This is a genomic window from Bacillus sp. SRB3LM (genome assembly GCF_015712745.1).
GTDB classification, from domain to species: domain Bacteria; phylum Bacillota; class Bacilli; order Bacillales; family Bacillaceae_G; genus Bacillus_A; species Bacillus_A thuringiensis_K.
In genome coordinates, this window is record NZ_VWVQ01000008.1 from 693,009 (window position 1) to 716,683 (window position 23,675).

Genomic DNA, 23,675 nt, shown 5'->3' on the forward strand with positions numbered 1-23,675 from the left:
CGAAAAAAATGTGAGCAGTTACGCTCACATTTGTTGTTCTTCTTCATAATCGCACGAAATACATTGTACTTGCACGCCTTTTTTCAACTTTTTCTCTACAAGCATGCCTTCGCACTTCGGACACTTACGACCAATTGGCTTATCCCAAGATACAAAGTCGCATTCCGGATACGTACCGCACCCATAGAAAAGACGTTTCTTTTTATTACTACGGCGTTCAATAATTTGACCCTTATCACACTTTGGACAAGTAACACCGATTTCTTTCACAATCGGCTTTGTATTACGACAATCTGGGAAATTCGAGCAAGCCATAAATTTCCCGTATTTACCCATTTTAAAGACCATTGGGTGATTACATAATTCACAATCTTCCCCAGCTGGTTCATCTTTAATTTCCACTTCACGCATTTCTTTTTCCGCTTTTTCTAAACGCGGTTCAAAACCTACGTAGAAATCATCAACAATTTTTACCCAATTCGCATTTCCTTCTTCTACTTCATCAAGGCTTTGCTCCATATTGGCAGTAAATTCAATGTTAATAATTTCTGGGAAAAACTCTAAAATAAGTTCAATTACTATTTCACCAAGTTCAGTCGGAACGAAGCGTTTATTATCTAAGCCTACATACCCACGCTTTTGAATCGTTTCAAGTGTAGGTACATATGTCGACGGTCTTCCAATTCCAAGTTCTTCAAGTGTTCTTACTAGACGAGCCTCTGTATAGCGCGGAGGAGGTTGTGTAAAATGTTGCTTTGGTTCTAAATCCTTTGAAAATACAGTTTCCCCTACTTCTAAAGGCGGCAACATCTTATCCTTTTCTTCAGCACCATCATCTTTTGACTCTACATACACTTTCATAAATCCTGGGAACTTTACAACCGATCCACTTGCACGGAACTGAACATTGTTATTAATGAGTCTCGCTGTCACAGTATCCATTATAGCAGACGCCATTTGACTTGCAACAAATCGCTCCCAAATCAATTTATATAATCGAAGTTGATCACGACCTAAGAAACTTTTTAGTTCCTCTGGCTTTCTCATTACCGAAGTAGGACGAATTGCCTCATGCGCATCTTGTGCATTTGACTTTTTCGTTTCTTTCTTCTTTTCTGTTCCTATGTATTCCGTACCATACGCTTCAGTGATATAAGTACGAGCCTCTGTTTGAGCTGTTTCTGAGATACGTGTTGAATCAGTTCTCATATACGTAATAAGACCTACAGTTCCTTGTTTTCCAAGATCTATCCCTTCATACAATTGCTGTGCAAGCATCATCGTTTTCTTTGCTCGCATGTTTAACTTACGTGCTGCTTCTTGTTGCAAGGAAGATGTTGTAAACGGTAATGCAGGATTACGTTTTCGCTCTTTGCGCGTTACATTTTCAACTGAAAACGCATTGTCTTTCATCTGTTCAATTATTTCATTCACTTGCGTTTCATTTGTTAATTGAACTTTTTCACCATCTACACCGTAAAAGCTTGCTTCAAATGTGTCTTTTCCTTTTACAAATTCTGTTTTAATTGTCCAGAATTCTTCAGGTTCAAAGTTTTGAATTTCCCTTTCACGCTCGATGATTAAACGAACTGCTACAGATTGTACACGTCCTGCACTTAATCCTTTTTTTACTTTCTTCCATAATAAAGGACTAATATTGTAACCAACAAGACGATCAAGTATACGTCTTGCTTGTTGTGCATCCACTAAATCCATATTAATTGCACGAGGATGTTTAAATGATTCTTTGATTGCATCTTTCGTAATCTCATTAAACACAACTCGACAATCTGATTCAACGTCCACATTTAACGTATTCGCTAAATGCCAAGCAATTGCTTCCCCTTCGCGGTCTGGATCGGCCGCGAGATAGACTTTCTTTGCTTTTTTGGCCGCTGATTTTAAATCTTTTAAGACGGGACCTTTACCACGAATGGTAATATACTTCGGGGTGAAGTTGTTCTTTACTTCTATCCCCATTTGACTTTTTGGCAAATCGCGAACATGTCCCATAGACGCGACAACTTTGTATTTTTTCCCTAAATATTTCTCAATGGTCTTCGCCTTAGAAGGCGACTCCACGATTACGAGGTAATCTGACATGCTAGTGCCTCCTTAAGAGGTGGATTCAAGTCTTCATTAATCTTATTGATTTCTCTTGTTTTTGTCAATCAAGAATGAATATACCATACAGTGCCAATCTACCATTTGTCAATAATTGTTTAATAAAAACATAAAAATATAAGGTTAATTTAAAATCTCTTCCAAGATATCTTCTGCATTTCTTACTAGTTTTGCTCCTTGTTGAATAAGATGATTCGTTCCCGATGCCCCCTCTATAAATATAGGTCCAGGAAGCGCAAACACCTCCCTATTTTGCTCTAACGCAAGGTCTGCAGTAATAAGTGTTCCACTTCTTGATTTCGCTTCTACAACTAAAACACCTTTACTTATGCCACTAATAATCCGGTTCCTTTTTGGAAAATACCATTTTTTCGGTGCATAGTGCGGCGGATACTCTGTCAATAACAATATATATTCCTTCCACATTTCATATAAATGTCTATTTTCTTTCGGATACATAAAAGACAATCCGTGCCCTAATACCGCAATAGTCGGGCAATGATGCCTTACTGTAATCTCATGAGACATTGTATCTATCCCTTTTGCAAACCCACTGACAATAAGCCACTCTCTTTCTAATAAAGGGTGTAAAATAAACTTCAAACTCTCATGACCATATAATGATGGTTCTCTCGTTCCAACAACCGCTAATTTATTTACTTTATTCAGGAAATTTCCCTCTCCTTTTCCATATAAAACGAAGGGGGGGTCTTGTATTTCATGTAATAATTGTGGATAATTTTCATCCCATATCGTTATATAAAAAATACGATTTTTCTCTAAATACGATATATATTGCGGAAGACTTGAACTTTGAAGAAATTTTACTAGTTCTGCAGATTTTTTCGAGGATATTCCAGTGTAGTATTCCATTTGTTTTTCGTTAAAATTATATATGTTCTCTAATTCTGGATCGACATATAGTAGCCTCTCCATCGCTTTCCAATAATCTGCTAGCAAGTAATGAAGATGTAATAATCTCTCTCTTTTCATCTTGATTCTCCTTACCCATAATTTTTATTATGTAAACAGAAAAAGTCTAAAAAGACACCCTCAAGTAAGAAGGTGTCTTTCAACAGATTAATAGTTTTTACAAGTCTCAAATAAACCTTTTTCTTTTAAAACAGAGATTAGCGTTTCTCCCATAACTGCTGGAGTTTCAGCTACTTTAATGCCACAAGCTTCCATTGTTTTAATCTTTTCAGCAGCAGTCCCTTTACCGCCAGAAATGATTGCACCAGCATGGCCCATACGTTTGCCAGCAGGCGCTGTTTGACCACCAATGAACCCTACAACAGGTTTTGTCATATTAGCTTTTACCCATTCAGCTGCCTCTTCTTCTGCTGTACCGCCGATTTCACCAATCATAATTACAGCATGTGTTTCTTCATCTTCATTAAATGCTTTTAAAGCATCAATAAAGTCTGTACCGTTAACAGGGTCTCCGCCGATACCTACAGCAGTAGATTGGCCAATACCTTCTTGTGTTAACTGATGTACAGCTTCATACGTTAATGTACCAGAGCGAGATACGATACCAACATGACCTTTTTTATGAATATATCCTGGCATAATACCAATCTTACATTCATCCGGTGTGATTACACCTGGGCAGTTTGGTCCAAGTAAACGTGTATGTTTACCCGCCATATACCTCTTTACGTTTACCATATCTAATACAGGAATCCCTTCAGTAATACATACTACTAAATCAATTTCTGCATCAACAGCTTCCATAATTGCATCTGCCGCAAAAGCGGGTGGAACGTATACAACTGAAGCGTTTGCGCCTGTTGCTTTCACTGCATCTTCTACTGTATCAAATACTGGTACACCTTCAATATCAGTGCCGCCCTTACCTGGTGTTACACCACCGACAATTTTCGTACCGTATTCAATCATTTGTTTTGTATGGAATAAACCTTGAGAACCTGTAATACCTTGAACAATAACTTTTGTATCTTTATTAACTAATACGCTCATTTTTCTCCCCCGCTTTCTATTAGCCCACTAGTGAAACAATTTTTTGTGCACCGTCTGCCATAGATTCTGCTGCAACAATATTTAAGCCAGACTCATTTAAAATTTTCTTACCTAGTTCTACGTTTGTACCTTCAAGACGTACAACTAAAGGTAACTCAAGACCTACTTGTTTCGTTGCTTCAATAACACCTTCTGCAATAACATCACACTTCATAATGCCACCAAAAATGTTAACGAAGATACCTTTTACATTTTTGTCAGAAAGGATAATTTTGAATGCTTCTGTAACTTTTTCTGCAGTTGCACCGCCACCAACATCTAAGAAGTTAGCTGGGTCACCGTGGTAATGTTTAATGATATCCATTGTAGCCATCGCTAAACCTGCACCATTAACCATACAACCGATATTTCCATCTAAAGGAATGTAGTTTAAGTCGTATTTTGAAGCTTCAATTTCTTTTGAATCCTCTTCATCAAGATCACGAAGCTCTAAAATGTCTTTATGGCGATATAATGCATTAGAATCAAAGTTTAATTTTGCATCTAATGCCATAACTTTACCTTCACCTGTTGTAACAAGTGGGTTAATCTCAGCGATAGAGCAATCTTTTTCGATAAACGCACGATATAAGCCCATCATAAACTTCACAGCTTGTCCTACAAGCTCTTTTGGAATATTGATGTTAAATGCGATTCGGCGCGCTTGGAAACCTTGTAAGCCTACTGCTGGATCAATATATTCTTTAAAGATTTTTTCAGGTGTTTTTTCTGCTACTTCTTCAATTTCTGTTCCGCCTTCTTCAGACGCCATTAAAACAACTTGAGAAGTTGCACGATCTAAAACTAGACCTACATAATATTCTTTTTTAATATCGCAACCTTCTTCGATAAGTAAGCGTTTTACTTCCTTACCTTCAGGACCTGTTTGATGTGTCACAAGTGTAGTTCCTAAAATGCTTTCTGCATATGTACGAACTTCATCTAAATTTTTTGCAACTTTTACTCCGCCAGCTTTGCCGCGTCCACCAGCGTGAATTTGTGCTTTCACTACACATACATCTGTTCCTAATTCTTTCGCTGCTTCTACAGCTTCTTCTACTGTAAATGCAACCTTCCCGTTCGGAACGCTAACCCCATAGCTTCTAAGGACTGCCTTACCTTGGTACTCATGGATATTCATGGTCCCATCCTCCCCTGTTTTCCTGTTTTACTCGAAAAGTTTTTTAATGTTTAAAAAACATTACATTGCCATTGTATAAGATGATTGGCACGCTGTCTACAATAAAGTGTCAGAAAACTGAAATCGCTTTATTCTTTTTCGAAAATAGTAATGTTTATATGCCAAAATAAAAAAATAAGCTGTATATTTACAGCTTATTTTTGAATCATATCTTTAATTGGTGCGAATGACTTGCGGTGTTCATCTAGTACTCCATGCACTTCAATTGCCTCTAAATGTTGCTTTGTGCCATATCCCATATGTTGCTCAAATCCATATTCAGGATACTTCTCTCCCAGTTCTTTCATCATACGATCTCTCGTTACTTTTGCGATAATGGATGCTGCTGAAATCGAAACACTTTTCGCATCACCTTTAATAATTGATGTTTGCGGAATTGGTGTAGGAAGCTTCATCGCATCAATTAATAAATGTTGGGGTGTACAAGATAAATTTGCAACTGCATCTAACATCGCTTGTTTCGTTGCTTGGTAAATATTAATGTCATCAATAACTTGCGGTGATACAATTCCTACTCCAATTGCAATTGCTTGTACTTTTATTTCATCATAAAAACGCTCACGTTTCGCTTCACTCAACTTTTTCGAGTCATTTAACCCTGGAATATAAAAATCCTCAGGAAGAACGACAGCTGCCGTCACAACAGGCCCAGCCAATGGCCCGCGCCCTACTTCATCAATACCCGCAATATATGTGACCCCTTTTTCACGCAAAGCATTTTCATACTTGGACATTTCAAAAAACTTCTCTTTTTCTTTCTGTTCTAACTCTTTTTGTTTATACCACTTCAAAACGAGCTTTTGAACACCTTTTCGATCATCTTTCATTAACAGTTGAAAGCGATCATCTTCTTCATTCATAATTTCTTTCAATACATTTTCCGCTTCTTTTATCGTCATAGTTTGCATTTATACAAGCTCCTTTTTAAACATATCCAAAAAGAAAAGACGCACAAACGCACGTCTTATACTTCTTCTATTTTTTCCACATCTTCTACTTGCTCTGCAAACTCTTCCGGTGTTTCAAACGTCATTTTTCCAAGTTTGCCACCACGAAGCTCACGAAGCACAAGCTCAGATGTCTTATCATAATCAATCATTCCGCCGCCCATTAAGCAGCCTCTATTTTTTCCAATTGCATCGAATAATTCCACGATATCTTCTGGAATCTCATTTAAATTATAGCGTTCTTTCAAGCGTTCTGGATAATGTTTCTCCATAAAACGTAATGCGTAAACAGCTACATCTTGTAAATTTAAAATTGAATCTTTAATTGCACCCGTTGTCGCTAAACGAAGACCCACTAATTGATCTTCAAATTTAGGCCACAGAATACCTGGTGTATCTAACAATTCCATTTCCTTCCCAACTTTAATCCATTGTTGAGCTGTTGTCACACCTGGACGATCTCCTGTTTTAGCAATATTTTTCTTTGCCAATTTATTAATCAATGTAGATTTACCAACATTTGGTATACCTACAATTAATGCACGAATCGCTCTCGGTCTAATACCTTTTGCAACCATTTTATCAAATTTTTCTTTAACAAGCACTTTACAAGCTGCTGCAATTTCCTTCATACCTTGTCCAGCTTGCGCGTTAATCGAAATTGCCATATGGCCTTTTTCTTTAAAATATGCGATCCATTGTTTTGTTAAACGATCATCCGCCATATCCGCTTTATTTAAAACAACAAGCCTTGGCTTATGTGTAATGATTTCATCAATCATTGGGTTTCGAGATGATAATGGTAATCGAGCATCTACAAGTTCAATTACAACATCAATTAATTTTAATTTCTCCGTTACTTGGCGTCTAGCCTTCGCCATATGCCCTGGAAACCATTGAATTACCATGTTGCCACCTTCTTTTTCATTTATTTCACAATACGTGCGTCTTCTAACGGCCAATATAACATATTAGCTTTACCAATTACTTGATCCATTGAAATCGTACCGATTGAACGGCTATCTTTACTAAAACGACGATTATCACCTAAAACAAATAATTGATCTTTTGGAACGGTTTTCTTGCCTGTCATTTCTTCAAGATTAAAATCATATGTAAGCGGTCCGTCAGCAATTTGCTTTTTCTGCTTGTCTAAATACGGCTCCTCATAAGCCTTTCCGTTAACATACAGTTTATCATTACGATACTCTATTTCATCGCCTGGCAGGCCTATAATACGCTTAATGTAATCTTTATCTTCTGTTGCTCGAAATACGATAATATCAAAGCGTTTTGGATCTCCAATGTGATAACCAATTTTATTCACAATCATTCGATCACGATCATGTAAAGTAGGTGCCATCGATACCCCGTCTACGAGAATTGGCGCAAAGAAAAACTGTCTAATAACACCAGCTAATACAACAGCAATCAAAATTGCTTTAATCCATTCCCAAAGTGAACTCTTCTCTTTTTTCATGCATTTCCCCTCCACGGTTATGTAAACTGCTCGTATTATACCAAAATTTCATATAGATTGGAAAAAGGGAGCTTGTGCATTTACAAGCTCCCATACATGTCTTATCGAATTTCTTTAATACGTGCTTTTTTACCGCGAAGGTTACGTAAGTAGTATAACTTAGCACGACGTACTTTACCACGGCGAAGTACTTCGATTTTCGCGATTCTTGGCGTGTGAACTGGGAATGTACGCTCAACACCTACACCGTAAGAAATCTTACGAACTGTGAATGTTTCACTGATTCCGCCACCACGACGTTTAATTACAACACCTTCGAAAAGCTGAATTCTTTCACGAGTTCCCTCAACAACTTTTACGTGTACACGTAAAGTGTCACCAGGACGGAATGAAGGAAGGTCAGTTTTTAATTGGCCTTTTGTAATTTCTGCGATTAATTGTTGCATATTAAATTCTCTCCTTTAAACAGATGCTCTTATAAAGTCTTAATAAATTACAGCGGAACATCGTTAATACGGCTACTGATTTCAGTAGCACAAATGTTATAATAGCATATTACTAAGCCTGTTGCAATAGCAAATATATGAAGTTATTACTGCTCTCGCTTTATTTCCTCAAGCCATTTTTTCTCTTGTTTAGATAACTCTCTCTCATCTAATAAATCAGGTCTACGCGTATACGTTCGGCGCAAAGATTCCTTATGTCGCCATTCATCAATGTTTTTATGATTCCCTGACATTAATACATCCGGTACCTTCATACCACGAAAATCAGCTGGACGTGTATAATGAGGATGCTCTAATAAACCTGTACTAAACGAATCCTCTACTTGTGAAGCATGATTTCCTAGCACACCCGGCAAGAGACGTACCACACTATCAGTAATAACCATAGAGGCTAATTCTCCGCCCGTTAATACATAGTCACCAATAGAAATCTCATCCGTTACAAGATGCTCACGAATTCGTTCGTCATATCCTTCATAATGCCCACATACGAAGATTAAATGTTCTTCCCCTGCAAGCTCTTCCGCTTTCTTCTGCGTAAATCTTTCGCCCTGCGGACACATTAAGACAACTCTCGGCTTACGCTCTGTCTCTTTCGTCAAATCTTCTACAGCATCAAAAATAGGCTGAGGAGTAAGCACCATACCAGCTCCTCCGCCGTAAGGATAATCGTCTACGCTATTGTGCTTACTTGTTGTATAATCACGAAAGTTAACAACACGAAGGTTTACCGCTTCTTTTTCTTGCGCCTTCTTTAATATAGAAGATCCAAATACACCGGTAAACATGTCTGGGAACAACGTTAAAATATCAATTTTCATTATAGCAGCCCTTCCATTACATGAATGGTTACTAATTTATTTTCAATATTAACTTGAAGTACAACGTCATCGATATAAGGAATTAAGAGATCTTGACCCTTCGGGCGTTTAATTACCCAAACATCATTTGCACCAGGAGATAGAATCTCTTTGATTGTCCCTAGCGCTTCTCCTTCTTCCGTTACAACACTGCAACCAATAATTTCATGATAGTAGTATTCACCTTCAGCAAGTTCGCCTAACTGCTCTTCTGGTACTTTTATTAAAGAACCTTTAAACTTCTCTACTTCATCTACATTGTTATATCCTTCAAATGTTAATAAATCGAATGTCTTATGTTGGCGATGAGAAGTTACCTTCACCGGAAGATAGTCTGTGCCTTTCTCATTCGATATGTATAGCGTATTTCCTACTTTATATCGCTCTTCTGGAAAATCAGTACGAGAAATAACACGGATTTCTCCTCTTACGCCATGAGTATTTACAATTTTCCCTACGTTAAACCATTTTGTCATAAATAGTATGTCACCCCTGGTTTCTATATAAATTAAGCATCTCCATTTCACAGATGGAACATGCAATCTCTATTTAAATGTTAAAAAAGGGAGAGGAATAACTCCTCGCCCTTTTTACGTTTATTGAATTTCCAGTGTTACTTTTTCATCATTATGATGTCCCACTGAATACAAGAGCATTCGAATCGCCTTCGCAACTCTCCCTTGCTTTCCAATGACTTTTCCAACATCCTCAGGATGTACAGTTAATCGATACTTTATCTCTCCGTTGCAAAGTTCCTGTGTAACTTTTACATCTTCAGGATAATCGACAAGAGGCTTGACAATCGTCTCGACTAACTTCTTCATAGTCATTGCCTCAATTACTTACCTTGTTTAGATAAGTGGAATTTCTCCATGATACCTTGGTTAGAGAATAAGTTACGAACTGTATCAGATGGTTTAGCACCATTTCCTAACCATTTTAATGCTGCTTCTTCGTTGATCTTAACTTCAGCTGGTTGAGCAACTGGATTGTAAGTTCCGATTTCCTCAATGAAACGTCCGTCACGAGGAGAACGAGAATCTGCAACAACTACACGATAGAAAGGAGTTTTTTTAGCTCCCATACGTTTTAAACGAATTTTAACTGCCATTTATAAAGCACCTCCGAATTTATTTCACACAGATAATTATATTAGCAAAAAGACTATTGCTTTGTAAAGTATTTTTTCTTAACAGAGCCATCTTTTTTTCCTTACATGAATGGAAACTTCAATCCACCTAGTCCTTTTTTCTTACCTTTTTGCATTCCCGTCATCGTCTTCATCATTTTTTTCATGTCATCGAATTGCTTAATTAGACGATTGATTTCTTGTACAGTTGTACCGCTACCTTTGGCAATGCGCTTTTTGCGACTAGCATTGATTATTTCCGGTTGTTCTCGTTCTAATTTAGTCATAGAACGAATAATTGCCTCAATATGCCCAATTTGTTTTTCATCAACTTGCGCATTTTTCAGCCCTTTAATTTTATTTGCACCAGGAAGCATTCCTAACAATTCATCAAGCGGCCCAAGTTGGCGCACTTGTCCAAGTTGTTCTAGGAAATCGTCAAGCGTAAACGAAAGCGTACGCATTTTTTGCTCAAGTTCTTTTGCTTTCTCTTCATCAACTGTAGCTTGCGCTTTTTCAATTAACGTTAAGACATCGCCCATCCCTAAAATACGGGATGCCATACGCTCTGGATGGAACGCTTCAATTGCATCTAGTTTTTCACCCATACCAGCAAATTTAATCGGCGTGTTTGTTACAGCCTTAATAGATAATGCAGCACCACCGCGCGTATCACCATCTAATTTCGTTAATACAACACCTGTTAAACCTAACTGTTCATGGAAACTTTGTGCAACATTTACCGCGTCTTGCCCGGTCATCGCATCGACAACAAGGAAAATTTCATCCGGTTTCGCAACTTCTTTCACTTTCGCTAATTCATCCATTAATTCTTCATCAATATGCAGGCGACCCGCTGTATCGATTAAAACATAATCGTGATGATCTTCTTTTGCTTTTGCAATCGCTTGTTTCGCAATTTCAACAGGACTTACTTGATCTCCTAAAGAAAATACAGGCATGTCCAATTGCTTCCCTAATGTTTCAAGCTGTTTAATCGCTGCTGGACGGTAAATATCCGCTGCAACAAGCATCGGTTTACGATTATGCTTTTTACGAAGCAAATTCGCAAGCTTACCTGTCGTCGTTGTTTTACCCGCACCTTGCAGACCAACCATCATAATAACAGTCGGTGGCTTATTAGCAACAGCAATTTTGCTTTGCTCTCCGCCCATAAGTTCTGTAAGTTCTTCCTGTACAACTTTAATTACTTGTTGTCCAGGTGTCAAACTTTTCATTACATCTTGTCCGACAGCACGTTCAGACACACGCTTCACAAAATCTTTTACTACTTTAAAGTTAACATCCGCTTCTAAAAGAGCTAGACGAACTTCTCTCATCATTTCTTTCACATCGGCTTCAGAAACTTTTCCTTTGCCGCGGATTTTTTGCATTGTCTGTTGAAGTCGGTCGGCTAATCCTTCAAATGCCATATTGCCGCCCTCCTAATCTAATTTTTCGATAGCTTCAACAACTTGTTTCATTTCTTCATTCACATGCTCTTCTTCGCTGATTAGCTGTTTTAGCTTTGCAACAAGTCGCTGTCGCTCTTGAAACTTTTGAAGTAATACTAATTTTTCTTCATATTCTTCAAGCATCGCTTCAGTCCGTTTAATGTTATCATACACGGCTTGGCGACTTACATCAAATTCTTCCGCAATTTCACCAAGAGATAAATCATCTAGATAATAAAGCGACATATAACTTCTTTGTTTTTGCGTTAACAACGATTGATAAAAATCAAATAAATAGTTCATTCTCGTTGTTTTTTCGAGCATGTTGGATCATCCTTTGTTAAGTGATTTCCCTTTACATGAATTAGTTTACATGTAGTCCAAAAGAGTGTCAAGTTTTTTTCTTAACATCATATATTTTTTGTAGAAAAAGAAGCGGAAATACCGCTTCTTTCGCTTATACTTCTTCTGTTTCTACTAAGTTCGCAAATAAACCATACACATATTGTTCTGGATCAAACTGCTGCAAGTCATCCATCTGCTCCCCTAATCCAACAAACTTCACCGGTACATCCATTTCGTTACGAATCGCTAATACAATACCACCTTTAGCAGTTCCATCTAACTTCGTTAAAACAATACCAGTTACATTCGTTGCTTCACGAAATGTTTTCGCTTGGCTTAAACCGTTTTGTCCTGTTGTTGCATCAATAACAAGCAATACTTCATGAGGAGCACCTGGTACTTCACGCTCAATTACACGCTTTACCTTCTCTAACTCTTTCATTAAGTTCACTTTATTTTGCAAACGTCCTGCTGTATCACATAATAATACGTCTACGTTACGTGCTTTTGCGGCTTGTACAGCATCATACATAACCGCTGCTGGGTCAGACCCTGATCCTTGTTTAATCACTTCTACACCAACGCGATCGCCCCATACTTCTAATTGTTCAATCGCTCCAGCACGGAATGTGTCTCCTGCCGCCAATAGGACTGACTTACCTTCTGATTTAAACTTATGCGCCAGTTTACCAATTGTCGTCGTTTTTCCTACACCATTAACACCAACAAATAAAACAACCGTTAATTGGTCCTCTTGCATATTAATTTCGTTACTAAAATCGCTGTCACCTTTGTAAATTCCTACTAGTTTTTCTGAAATAACAGCTTGTACTTCTTTTGGATCTTGAATGTTACGACGTTGTACTTCTTCTTTCAATTGGTCAATTAATTCCATTACCGTCGCAACGCCAACGTCTGCACCGATTAAGATTTCTTCTAACTCTTCGAAGAAATCTTCGTCCACTTTACGGTAACGATACACTAAATCATTCACTTTATCCGCAAATGAATTTCTCGTTTTTTCTAATCCTTGTTTAAATTTCTCTGTAACTGTATCCGTTTGTTTTGAAATTTTTTCTTTTAGTTTTTTAAAAAAACTCATACTTTCCCATCCTTCCTATTCACTTGCAATAAGTTCTTCTCCGGCGTCTAAACGAACCGAAACAAGTTTAGATACCCCCGATTCTTGCATTGTTACACCGTACAACACATCAGACTCTTCCATTGTACCTTTTCTATGTGTAATTACAATAAACTGCGTCTCATCACTGAATTTCTTTAAATACTGTGCAAAACGAGCTACATTCGCCTCATCAAGGGCCGCCTCTACCTCATCTAGTACACAGAATGGTACTGGGCGTACTTTTAAAATACCAAATAAAAGCGCAATTGCTGTTAAGGCACGCTCTCCACCTGAAAGTAAACCTAAGTTCTGCAGTTTCTTCCCTGGCGGTTGTGCTACAATATCAATACCTGTATTTAGTAAATCCTCTGGATTAGTCATTACTAAATCCGCTCTACCGCCTCCAAATAATTCAGAGAATACCGATTGAAACTCCATTCTAATGCCTTCAAACGTAGTAGAAAAGCGTTTTTTCATTTCTTCATCCATTTCGGTAATAAGCTGGTGCAATGTCGCTTTCGCTTCTTCTAGGTCGTCTCTCTGCTCTAGTAAGAATGTATGACGCTCCGCTACACGTTCATATTCATCAATTGCCCCTAGGTTCACTGTACCTAACTCTTCTATGGATAATTTGATTAATTTTACTTTCTTACGCGCATCTTCTGCAGGCATTGTCATTGTATATTTTAGTTTTGCCGCTTCAAATGAAATTGTATATGTTTCACGTAAATGTTGTAATCTATTTTCTAACTCTACATCAAGTCGGTTAATTTTCACCTCTTGATCTTTCAACATCTCAAGAATGTATTTATGTTTACCTGTGGTCTCTTTCAGATTACGCTCTAACTGTTCTACTCTCTCTTGTAACGATACACGTTGTTCACGACGAGAGCGAATTAACTCTGAAGTTTGATTACGATCGTATGCTTTCTTCTCAATCATATTCGTAATTTGCTCTTCACCACTTGAGTTCGATGTCATTTCTTGTTTTAAGAATGCTAAGTCCTCTTTCGTTTTAACAAGCGTTGCATCTGTTTCTTCTTTTTCCTTCGTCAATCGTTCAACTTTTTCTTTTTGGTTAGATAAGCGTTGTTGCTTTTCAGCTGCTAACACTTTTAACTCTGTCATTTCTTTTTGAACTTTTTCTTTCGAAGAATGCTGCTCACTTTTTTGTTTCGTTAAAGCTGCAATGTTACTATCTAATTCCGTAATCTCCACTTGAAGGGTCGCTAAAATCTTTTCTAGCTCTTCTTTACGCCCTTGCATTTTCACTTGATCTTGTAAGAACCCTTCAATCTCTAAATCATAAATTGATAAACGATCATTAATACGATGTTCTTCTAATTCTAAGCGACTAATTTCTTCTCTTAATTTCTGTTCTTCTACACGCTCTACCTCTACACTTTGTCTCAGTTCGCGTATTTGTACTTCTTTTTCTTGAATTTCTTGCTTTACTGCTTTAACAAAGTTTTCTAACTTCGTCGTTTTTTCTTCCATATCAGTTAACTTGTTCGTCCACTCTTCTAGCTCACGTTGACGTCCTAATAAAGAAGATTTCGCCTGTTTTACCGCTCCACCTGTCATAGAACCGCCAGGGTTCACTACATCACCTTCGATTGTTACAATGCGATAACGGTATTGTAGTTGTTTCGCCAACTCATTCGCCCCGCGTAAATCTTTTGCAACAATAACAGTACCTAATAAATTTGAAACTACATTTTCATATTTATTATTGTACTGCACAAGTTCTGCCGCCACACCTACAAACGATGGGTGTTGATTTGCAATGCGTAATTGCTCAAATGATACTGATCTGCTTTTAATAACAGCTTGCGGTAAAAACGTTGCACGTCCATGTTTATTTTGCTTTAAAAATGCAATCGCATTACGAGCATGCTCCTCTGTTTGTACAACAATATGTTGCATCGCTGCACCTAGAGCGATTTCCATTGCAACTTCGTATTCTTTCGGTACCGTTAACAGTTCCGCAACAGCCCCCTCGATACCTTGCAACCTATTTTCTCTAGCTTTCAATACTTCACGTACACCTTGATAGAATCCAGAATAATCTTCTTGCATCTCTTCAAGCATTTCTTTTCGAGAACGTGCCTGTTGCACAAATTGATATGCTTGATACAGTTTTGTTTCATTTTCACTATACTGCGTCTTACATTTCCCAAGCGCCGCCTCTGTCTTCTGTATGTTTGAGAGAATGCCAGCTACTTTTTCTTTCGCTTGTTCGTAACTTTCTACAAGTTTCGTCTTTTTCGCTGTAATTTCCATACGCATTTCTACATATTTCGCATTTTCTTCATCAAGGCGTTCATTTTTAGAGTTTTGTTGTTTAGATTGTTCTTCAATCATAGATAATTCATTACGATGACTAGCTTGTTGATTTAAAAGCTCAATATAGTCACCTTTTAAATTCTCAATCTGTTCCTCTAAATTGTCAGCAAAAGTAGCAAGTAATTGCTCATTATCATGCAATTTTTGCTCCAACTCTTTTACTTCATTCACAAATTGCATTAAAGCTTCTGTACTTGAATCAATCTCACCATCGTAACTTTTAGCTTTCTCTGTTAATTCAACAATTAACTGCTCAAGTTGCGCACAATGCGTCGTAGCATTTTGCTTTCTCTCTTTTAACAACTCGCGCTGTCCTTCAAGTTTTTCTAGCTCTTTACTAGAAAGAAGAAGTACTTCTTGTAACGAGTCTACAGACTCATCTACCGCTTGTAATTGTCCTCGTAATTCCTCAAGCTCTTCTTCACTTTTTTGTAAATTCGTTGACATTTTAGCTTCTTCGTTTTTATTATGCCCAAACTGATTTCGAAGCGCTTCCCATTTCTCATGCAATTCTTCAATTTCATGCACAATAAGCGCAGCTTCTACTTTCTCTAATTCTTCTTTATTCTCAAGATAATCTTTCGCAATAGAAGCTTGTCTTTCTAAAGGTTCTACTTGACTACTTAATTCATGAATTATATCTTGCACACGATTTAAGTTTTCTTGTGTCTCTGCTAATTTACCTTCAGCTTTCTTTTTGCGAAGTTTGTATTTTAGTACGCCTGCCGCTTCTTCAAATACACCTCGACGCTCTTCTGACTTACTACTTAAAATCTCTTCAACTTTCCCCTGGCTAATAATCGAAAAAGCTTCTCTTCCCATACCAGAGTCCATAAATAAATCAATAATATCTTTCAATCTACATGATTGTTTATTAATATAAAAATCACTATCACCTGAACGAGATACACGACGTGTTACACACACCTCATTGTATTCAATTGGTAAACGTTGATCTTCATTATTTAAAGTTATTGTTACTTCAGCAACATTAACCGCTCTCCTCGTATCACTGCCTGCAAAAATAATATCCTCCATCTTTGCACCACGTAATGATTTTGCAGATTGTTCACCAAGTACCCAGCGAATTGCATCAGTAATATTACTTTTCCCGCTTCCATTAGGTCCTACTACAGAAGTTACACCTGGGACAAAATCAACAGATACACGCTCAGCAAAAGACTTAAACCCTGCTATTTCTAATCTTTTTAAAAACACGAAAGGCCTTCCTCCTATTCTCCGTCTTTATAAATGTTCTCTATACAAAAACAAGTATTATACGGATTTACCTTCTTTTTCTTTATAAACAAAAAGAAAGTTTCATTCTATGCACAAGGAATCCCCCTCATTCAAAGGGGGATTCCTTATAGTTGTTCTTTTAATTTTTTCAATGCTTCTGCAGCAGCTTGTTGCTCTGCTTCTTTTTTTGACTTACCACTACCAAGACCTAAAGCTACGTTATTTAACGTAACACGTGACACAAATTCTCGATTGTGAGCTGGTCCTTTTTCTTGCAAAATTTGATACTCAACATTGCCACTGCCATCACGCTGAATCAATTCTTGCAACTGACTCTTATAATCCATCACATGAGAAAAAGCACCCTCATTAATTTTCGGATATACAATTTCTTTTAAGAATTCCCAAACTGTTTCTAGCCCTTGATCAAGATAAAGGGCACCAATAAACGCTTCAAAGACATCCGCTAATAAAGCTGGTCGTTCACGTCCACCTGTCATTTCTTCACCTTTTCCTAATAAAACAAGGCTACCAAATGACAATTCGTTCGCAAAACGAACAAGAGATGGCTCACATACAATAGCTGCACGTAGTTTTGTTAACTCTCCTTCGCTCATTGTCGGATATTTTTGAAACAGATACTGCGATACAGTCAGTTCCAATACTGCATCTCCAAGAAATTCAAGACGCTCATTATCTTCATGCGGTTTTTTTCGATGCTCATTCACATACGATGAATGCGTAAATGCTTGAATCAATAATTTTTCATCCGTAAACGTAATACCTATCTTTTCTTGAAACACTTTAAATGCTTCACGATATTTTGTTTCGTATTTTTTTTCTCTATATTTTCGGTACGGCATAGGTCCCTCCAGATATAAGCCGAGAAAGCCCCGCTAAAAAACGGGACTTCACTTAAGCATTATAGATGACTCTCTATGTAAGTCACAGCATCGCCAACAGTAGCAATCTTTTCAGCATCTTCATCCGAAATTTCCATTTCGAATTCATCTTCTAATTGCATTACAAGTTCTACTACATCTAGGGAGTCTGCTCCTAAATCTTCCTTGAAGCTTGCAGCTGGTACTACCTCAGTCTCTTCTACTCCTAAACGATCAACGATGATTTTTGTTACGCGCTCTAAAACATCTGCCATTCCATTCACCTCCCCTCAAATATTATATTAAATATTAACCAAAAAAACTAGGTGAAATCGATTCTTTTATTACATTACCATACCGCCATCAACATTTAACGTTTGACCTGTAACATATTTGCTTTGATCAGAAGCAAAAAACGTTACAGCATTCGCGATATCTTTCGCTTCACCAAATTGAGCAGCTGGAATAACTTTTAACATTTCGGCTTTAATATTCTCATCTAGTACATCCGTCATATCAGTCGCAATAAAGCCCGGCGCAATTGCATTCACTGTAATATTTCGACTTGCTAACTCTTTTGCAGATGTTTTTGTTAATCCAATAACACCCGCTTTAGCAGCAACATAGTTAGCTTGTCCTGGGTTTCCTATAACACCAACAACAGAAGCGATATTTATAATTCTACCATGACGTTGACGCATCATATAACGAGATACTGCTTTTGTACATAAGAATACACCTTTTAAGTTTGTATTAATAACTGTATCCCATTCTTCTTCTTTCATACGCATTAATAAATTATCTTTCGTTACACCAGCATTATTTACAAGAATATCAACTTGTCCAAATGTATCTACTGTTTGTTTCACCATATCTGTAACATCATCAGCATTTGCAACATCTGCTCTTACCGCAATTGCATCAGAACCTAATTTTTTAATTTCATCTACTACTTCATTTGCTTTTTGTTCATTACCAGCATAATTTACTACTACATTTGCCCCTTGTTTCGCTAAATCGATCGCAATCGCGCGACCAATTCCACGTGAAGCGCCAGTTACTAATGCTACCTTCCCTTTTAACATCAGTTTTCTCCTCTCAAATTTGAAATGGTATCTTTTAATGTCTCTTCATCGTATACCGCATATGCTTTTACTGATGAATCAATTGACTTCATAAGTCCAGCAAGTACTTTTCCAGGTCCAATTTCAATAAATATATCTACTCCCTGGTTCACCATATATTCAATAGACGGGTACCATAATACAGGCGAATAAAGCTGTTCGATTAACTTTTCTTGAATGTCTGCACCACGTGTAATAACTTCCGCCGTAACATTTGCAATAACAGGAATATTCGTGTCATGAATTGTAATTTCATTTAAAACACTTTGGAACTTCTCAGCTGCCGGCTTCATAAGTGAAGAATGGAATGGCCCACTTACTTTTAGTGGAATCGCTCTCTTTGCACCATTTTCTTTCGCTCTTTGAGAGGCAACCTCTACGCCTTGCTTCGTTCCAGAAATTACAATTTGCTTCGTACTATTCATATTAGCGATTTGCACTGCATATCCTTCACTTGTTACTTCTTCTGTAACTTGTTTCAGCATATGTGGATCAGCACCTAATATAGCTGCCATTGCGCCTTCCCCACCCGGAACAGCTTCTTCCATATATTCCCCGCGTTTCCTTACAGCATATACAGCATCTTCAAAAGTTAATGCACCAGCTGCTACAAGAGCGCTATATTCGCCTAAACTATGACCAGCGACAAAGTCAGGTGTAATGTCATACTCTTTCAAAGCTGTCAAAATAGCAAAACTCGTTGTTAATAATGCAGGCTGCGCATTTGTTGTTAATGTAAGCTTTTCCTGCGGTCCTTCAAAAATCACTTCTGAAAGTGAATCTTGCAACACCTCATCTGCTTTTGCAAACACTTTTGCAACCTCTTTATTATTCTCTGCTAATTGTTTACCCATTCCAACTGCCTGTGAACCTTGGCCCGGAAAAAGAAATGCTATTTTTCCCATTTCAAATCCTCCTCTTATTGGAGTGACTCTTTCTCCATTACGCTTGAAATCGTAGGAATTACTTCTTTCGCTACCATTTCTCTCGTTTGACGAATCGCACTAAATATCGACTGGTCATTAGAAGAACCGTGAGCCTTAATGACAGGTGCTTTCAATCCAAATAATGCAGCTCCTCCATACTCCGAATAATCCATTTTATCTTTTAATACCATAAGTTTTGGTTTTAATACCGCCGCTGCTAATTTACTCGTAAACGAACTCATTAGTTGTTCTTTCAACATAGAGAATAGCGCAAGTGCTGTTCCCTCTAATGATTTCAACGCTACATTCCCTGTAAAACCATCACATACAACAACATCTGCTACACCTTGCAATAAATCTCTTGATTCAACGTTCCCAACGAAATTAATTGGCGCATCTTTAAGCATTGCAAACACTTGCTTTGAAAGCTCGTTTCCTTTTCCATCCTCTGTTCCAACGTTTAATAGTCCAACGCGAGGATTTTCAATTCCTCTTACCTTCTCAGCATAAACAGATCCCATTACTGCATATTGATATAAATGAATTGGTTTTGCATCAACATTTGCTCCAACATCTAACATAACAAAACCTTTTCCATCTACAGTTGGCATTGTAGGCGATAAAGCTGGTCGCTCAATTCCTTCCATACGACCGACTACAAATAATCCAGCTGCCATTAAAGCTCCTGTACTACCTGCGGATATACAAGCGTCTGCTTCTCCATCCTTTACTTGTTGTGCCGCAAGCACCATTGAAGCTTGTTTTTTTCGACGAACCGCTCTTACCGGTTCCTCCGTTGATTCTATTTTTTCGTCTGTATGAAGAATAGTAATTCGTTCATCACTCGTTAAGTATTGACGAATTTCCTCTTCTTTCCCTACTAACGTAATATGTAAATCAGGATATTCCTTAATAGCTTTCATTGCCCCTAATACTACAGCCTTTGGAGCGTGATCTCCGCCCATTGCATCTATTGCGATTTTCATAAGTTGTTACCTTCCTCACTATAATTACTAGATCGATACATTTCAAAAGTGCCTGTAAAAACAAGTTCTTCTCCAACGAAGCTACGCACTTTGACAACCGTCCGTCCCTTATCATTCTCTACATCTTCAACGCGCGCTTTTGCAACAACACGCTCCCCTAATTTTACAGGGCGAATGTATCGAATGGTAGACTTTGCAGTTAAAGCTAATTCTTCATCAATAACCGCAACAGCTAGTGAGTTTGCTTGCGCAAACAGATGATGCCCACGGGCAATTTGATTTCTTTTAAATACATGTTCTACCTTTACTTCAAAGATAGAGATTGCATGTCTATCTAATTCAATATCAATAATTTCTCCAACAACCTCTTCTAACGGTAAAGATTTCACATCTTCTTCATGTTGCTTTGTAGCTACATGTTTAATTCTCTCTCTTAATTCAGGAATAGACAATTCCATACGATCAAGTCGTACTGTTTGTATACTCACTTGAAATTTTTCCGCTAAATCTTCATCCGTAATAAAAGGATTTGATTCGATTGTTTGTTGTAATAACTCTTGTCTTTCTTTTTTACTTCTTCTTTTTTTCATACCGCACCATCCATTTTTATGACTAGGTACTAACAGTAGTATATAATCATTAAAAGTAGAATGCAACAAAAACTTTTGTTGACTCCCTTTAATCGAGCTTCTCTCCTTGGAACACACCTGTCCCATCAAGATACGTACGCAAGGCAGCGTACTGATCATTGTGCCAAAACGCTTCTGAATCTACTAGTATCGCCGCATCTTGCCTTGCTGTTTCTAACGCTCGATAATCATGTACCATGTCAGCAACCTTAAATTCTGGTAAGCCACTTTGCTTACTCCCAAAGAAATCTCCAGGACCTCGTAATTCTAAATCTTTTTCTGACAATACAAATCCATCATTTGTTTCAGTCATTATGCGCATTCTTTCTTTCCCTGTTTCTGATTTAGGGTCTGCTATTAATAAACAATATGATTGTTCACTACCACGGCCGACACGCCCTCTAAGCTGATGAAGCTGCGATAAACCGAAACGTTCTGCATCATAAATAACCATTACAGTCGCATTCGGTACGTTCACACCTACTTCAACAACTGTTGTCGATACAAGAATTTGCACTTTATTTTCACTAAACTGTCCCATTATCTCTTCTTTTTCCTGAGACGATAATCTCCCATGCATCAATCCAACTTGGCATTTCCCTTGGTAATGATGCGTCAGCATACTATGTAAGTCGATAGCATTTTGCACATCAAGTTTCTCAGATTCTTCAATTAGAGGACAAATAACGTATGCCTGTCTTCCTTTTTTTATCTCCTTTTCAACAAAACCGAGAACGCGATCTAACATATCATGTTTTGCCCAATATGTTTCAATCACCTTTCTACCTGCTGGCATCTCATCGATTATCGAAACATCCATCTCTCCAAATGCAGTAATCGCAAGCGTACGCGGAATTGGTGTCGCTGTCATAAATAATACATCTGGACTTTCACCTTTCTCCCGTAAAACTCGGCGCTGCGCTACACCAAATCGATGCTGTTCATCTGTAATAACGAGACCCAACCTATGAAATATAACTTCATCTTGAATTAAGGCATGCGTTCCAACAAGAATATCTATTTCTCCTTGTTCTAACTTCGCTAAAATTTCTCGACGTCTCGCACCTTTAACAGAACTTGTTAACAGTTCCACCTTAATACCAAAATGCGAAAACGTTTCAGCAAGCGACTGATAATGTTGCTCAGCTAAAATTTCTGTAGGAACCATTAAAGCACCTTGATAATGAGCTAATTTCGATGCATAAAGGCCAATCGCAGCAACAACCGTTTTCCCAGAACCAACGTCACCTTGCAATAGTCGGTTCATCCGATAAGGAGATGTCATATCTTTCAAAATTTCATCTACAACTCGGCGCTGTGCACCCGTTAATGGAAACGGCAGTGCATCGATAAATTCTTGTAATTCTACTGACGGAATCTCTTTCTTGGTCCCTTTTGAATTTTCCCTCTCCATTTTCCGGAGCGTTTGCATTTTCAGCTGAAATAAGAAAAATTCTTCATATACAAAACGGCGACGCGCTTGCTTCAAATCTTCCTGTCCTACCGGAAAATGCAATGCCCTAAGCGCTTCATATCTTGGTAATAATTTATATCGCCCTAACAAACCATCCGGTAACACTTCGACTATAGAATCTCCATATTCCTTTAACGCTTGAGCAATAAAACGACGCATCTGTTTTACTGTAAGTTTCCCCTTTACTGAATAAACAGGTTCCACTTCTTGTTGACGTACAACCGGCCCAAAATGAAGTTCTGATACAGCAATTGTTTGACGATGTTGATCCCATTTACCAGTAATCGTTACCGTTTCATCTAACTTTAATTTTTGCTTATAGTAAGGCCTATTAAAACATACCGCCGTAATTAAATAACGACCGACGAGAACACGAACTGTTAAACGCGATTTCTTCTTACCATAATATTGCAGCAAAGGAGCACTATGAATCTTTCCTTCAACCGTTACACGTTCATCATGCTTTACTTCAGCAAGATCTTTCATCGCATAATCTTCATAACGGTACGGAAAATGTTCTAATAGATGAGAAACTGTATAAATACCCATCTCATGTAGTAACTCAGATGTTTCTCCTCCGATCCCCTTTACATCCGTAACAGGAACTTGTACAACATCATTCAAGATTCTCACACCCCGTCACATTATTTTCTTTATTGCATTTTATTTGAGTACCAATTAGCATCTGTAATCGCTCTCTTTCACCTTATATATTCTATCATAGGCATTCTAAGAGAAACTACTCAAATCCCTTATATAAAACAAGTAAAAAAGAGCCTCACTATTATGAAGTGACCCCCGAAAGTTAGACAGGTCGTTTCATTAGGCAGCCTCTAGGGTATGAGCCCGGTATTGTACTGGGCTCATACCCTTTAATTT

General features: G+C 37.8%; 23 protein-coding genes. All 23 read right to left on the reverse strand.

Annotation, left to right across the window (positions count from 1 at the left end):
• Positions 1–24: 24 nt before the first annotated feature.
• Positions 25–2,103 (reverse strand): type I DNA topoisomerase, encoded by a 2,079-nt coding sequence (gene topA / locus F3I02_RS10410; RefSeq protein WP_001286963.1) that lies wholly within the window; start codon positions 2,101–2,103, stop codon positions 25–27.
• Between the two features lie 144 nt (positions 2,104–2,247).
• Positions 2,248–3,117 carry a DNA-processing protein DprA gene (gene dprA, locus F3I02_RS10415; protein ID WP_163051393.1) on the reverse strand — a complete coding sequence of 290 codons (870 nt, stop codon included), beginning with the start codon at positions 3,115–3,117 and terminating at the stop codon, positions 2,248–2,250.
• A gap of 87 nt (positions 3,118–3,204) precedes the next feature.
• Positions 3,205–4,107 (reverse strand): succinate--CoA ligase subunit alpha, encoded by a 903-nt coding sequence (sucD, locus tag F3I02_RS10420; RefSeq protein ID WP_000115178.1) that lies wholly within the window; start codon positions 4,105–4,107, stop codon positions 3,205–3,207.
• Positions 4,108–4,126: 19 nt separating this feature from the next.
• A complete protein-coding gene (gene sucC / locus F3I02_RS10425; protein WP_001020791.1) occupies positions 4,127–5,287 on the reverse strand; it encodes an ADP-forming succinate--CoA ligase subunit beta in 1,161 nt (386 codons plus the stop codon).
• 194 nt (positions 5,288–5,481) lie between these two features.
• On the reverse strand, positions 5,482–6,255 hold the full coding sequence (locus F3I02_RS10430) for a ribonuclease HII (protein WP_001194265.1): 774 nt from the start codon (positions 6,253–6,255) through the stop codon (positions 5,482–5,484).
• A 56-nt stretch (positions 6,256–6,311) separates the two neighbouring features.
• The gene (ylqF, locus tag F3I02_RS10435; protein ID WP_000236702.1) at positions 6,312–7,202 is read right to left on the reverse strand and encodes a ribosome biogenesis GTPase YlqF; all 891 of its coding nucleotides are present in this window, start codon (positions 7,200–7,202) and stop codon (positions 6,312–6,314) included.
• A gap of 20 nt (positions 7,203–7,222) precedes the next feature.
• Positions 7,223–7,774 (reverse strand): signal peptidase I, encoded by a 552-nt coding sequence (gene lepB, locus F3I02_RS10440; protein WP_000711853.1) that lies wholly within the window; start codon positions 7,772–7,774, stop codon positions 7,223–7,225.
• A 101-nt stretch (positions 7,775–7,875) separates the two neighbouring features.
• On the reverse strand, positions 7,876–8,220 hold the full coding sequence (rplS, locus tag F3I02_RS10445; protein WP_001186516.1) for a 50S ribosomal protein L19: 345 nt from the start codon (positions 8,218–8,220) through the stop codon (positions 7,876–7,878).
• Positions 8,221–8,366: 146 nt separating this feature from the next.
• Positions 8,367–9,101: a tRNA (guanosine(37)-N1)-methyltransferase TrmD gene (trmD, locus tag F3I02_RS10450; protein ID WP_000686903.1), complete on the reverse strand. Its 735-nt coding sequence runs from the start codon at positions 9,099–9,101 to the stop codon at positions 8,367–8,369.
• Positions 9,101–9,616, reverse strand: a complete 516-nt coding sequence (gene rimM / locus F3I02_RS10455; RefSeq protein ID WP_000170278.1) for a ribosome maturation factor RimM — start codon at positions 9,614–9,616, stop codon at positions 9,101–9,103. The genes trmD and rimM overlap by 1 nt, the downstream gene beginning before the upstream one ends.
• 120 nt (positions 9,617–9,736) lie before the next feature.
• The gene (locus F3I02_RS10460) at positions 9,737–9,964 is read right to left on the reverse strand and encodes a KH domain-containing protein (protein ID WP_000737401.1); all 228 of its coding nucleotides are present in this window, start codon (positions 9,962–9,964) and stop codon (positions 9,737–9,739) included.
• 14 nt (positions 9,965–9,978) lie between these two features.
• Positions 9,979–10,251 (reverse strand): 30S ribosomal protein S16, encoded by a 273-nt coding sequence (rpsP, locus tag F3I02_RS10465; RefSeq protein WP_000268750.1) that lies wholly within the window; start codon positions 10,249–10,251, stop codon positions 9,979–9,981.
• A gap of 101 nt (positions 10,252–10,352) precedes the next feature.
• Positions 10,353–11,702, reverse strand: coding sequence for a signal recognition particle protein (ffh, locus tag F3I02_RS10470; RefSeq protein WP_000863460.1), 1,350 nt, complete (start codon positions 11,700–11,702; stop codon positions 10,353–10,355).
• A gap of 12 nt (positions 11,703–11,714) precedes the next feature.
• Positions 11,715–12,047, reverse strand: coding sequence for a putative DNA-binding protein (locus F3I02_RS10475; protein ID WP_000891062.1), 333 nt, complete (start codon positions 12,045–12,047; stop codon positions 11,715–11,717).
• Between the two features lie 133 nt (positions 12,048–12,180).
• Positions 12,181–13,170: a signal recognition particle-docking protein FtsY gene (gene ftsY / locus F3I02_RS10480; protein ID WP_196477920.1), complete on the reverse strand. Its 990-nt coding sequence runs from the start codon at positions 13,168–13,170 to the stop codon at positions 12,181–12,183.
• Positions 13,171–13,185: 15 nt separating this feature from the next.
• On the reverse strand, positions 13,186–16,755 hold the full coding sequence (gene smc / locus F3I02_RS10485; protein WP_196477921.1) for a chromosome segregation protein SMC: 3,570 nt from the start codon (positions 16,753–16,755) through the stop codon (positions 13,186–13,188).
• A 146-nt stretch (positions 16,756–16,901) separates the two neighbouring features.
• Positions 16,902–17,639 (reverse strand): ribonuclease III, encoded by a 738-nt coding sequence (gene rncS / locus F3I02_RS10490; protein WP_001146875.1) that lies wholly within the window; start codon positions 17,637–17,639, stop codon positions 16,902–16,904.
• Positions 17,640–17,698: 59 nt separating this feature from the next.
• On the reverse strand, positions 17,699–17,932 hold the full coding sequence (gene acpP, locus F3I02_RS10495; RefSeq protein ID WP_000786062.1) for an acyl carrier protein: 234 nt from the start codon (positions 17,930–17,932) through the stop codon (positions 17,699–17,701).
• A gap of 69 nt (positions 17,933–18,001) precedes the next feature.
• A complete protein-coding gene (gene fabG, locus F3I02_RS10500; RefSeq protein WP_000911771.1) occupies positions 18,002–18,742 on the reverse strand; it encodes a 3-oxoacyl-[acyl-carrier-protein] reductase in 741 nt (246 codons plus the stop codon).
• Positions 18,742–19,686: an ACP S-malonyltransferase gene (gene fabD, locus F3I02_RS10505; protein ID WP_196477922.1), complete on the reverse strand. Its 945-nt coding sequence runs from the start codon at positions 19,684–19,686 to the stop codon at positions 18,742–18,744. The genes fabG and fabD overlap by 1 nt, the downstream gene beginning before the upstream one ends.
• 14 nt (positions 19,687–19,700) lie before the next feature.
• Positions 19,701–20,693, reverse strand: coding sequence for a phosphate acyltransferase PlsX (gene plsX / locus F3I02_RS10510; RefSeq protein WP_074593585.1), 993 nt, complete (start codon positions 20,691–20,693; stop codon positions 19,701–19,703).
• The gene (gene fapR, locus F3I02_RS10515; protein WP_000747349.1) at positions 20,690–21,283 is read right to left on the reverse strand and encodes a transcription factor FapR; all 594 of its coding nucleotides are present in this window, start codon (positions 21,281–21,283) and stop codon (positions 20,690–20,692) included. Before fapR ends, plsX begins: the two co-directional genes overlap by 4 nt.
• 88 nt (positions 21,284–21,371) lie before the next feature.
• Positions 21,372–23,420, reverse strand: a complete 2,049-nt coding sequence (gene recG / locus F3I02_RS10520) for an ATP-dependent DNA helicase RecG (RefSeq protein WP_001000812.1) — start codon at positions 23,418–23,420, stop codon at positions 21,372–21,374.
• Positions 23,421–23,675 lie beyond the last annotated feature (255 nt).